Origin of the sequence: Bacillus sp. SIMBA_005 (assembly GCF_046535585.1) — a bacterium.
GTDB classification, from domain to species: domain Bacteria; phylum Bacillota; class Bacilli; order Bacillales; family Bacillaceae; genus Bacillus; species Bacillus pumilus.
The window spans coordinates 1-268 of the sequence record NZ_JAWRWI010000480.1; the positions used below are offsets into that span (position 1 = coordinate 1).

Genomic DNA, 268 nt, shown 5'->3' on the forward strand with positions numbered 1-268 from the left:
GGAGACCGACCTGCTCGACAATGCCGCTGTAGCCGGCAACCGTAATATAATCACCGACGTCGATCTGTTTTTCCAAAAGGATAAAAAATCCGGTGACGATGTCACTGACAAGCCCTTGAGCCCCGAAGCCGACGGCGAGACCGACCACGCCGGCGCCGGCAATGAGAGCGCTCGGATTGTAGTGAAATAAATCCAAAATCATTACGATAAAAACGAAAATCAGGATGTATCCATACACATTAAGCGCGAGGCTTCGCAAAGTATAAGC

Annotated in this window: 1 protein-coding gene; it reads right to left on the minus strand. The window is 50.0% G+C overall.

The window, feature by feature from the left end; all coding sequences use genetic code 11:
* On the minus strand, positions 1–268 hold a 268-nt coding region (locus SB660_RS20975; RefSeq protein ID WP_410584303.1), incomplete at both ends, for a mechanosensitive ion channel family protein.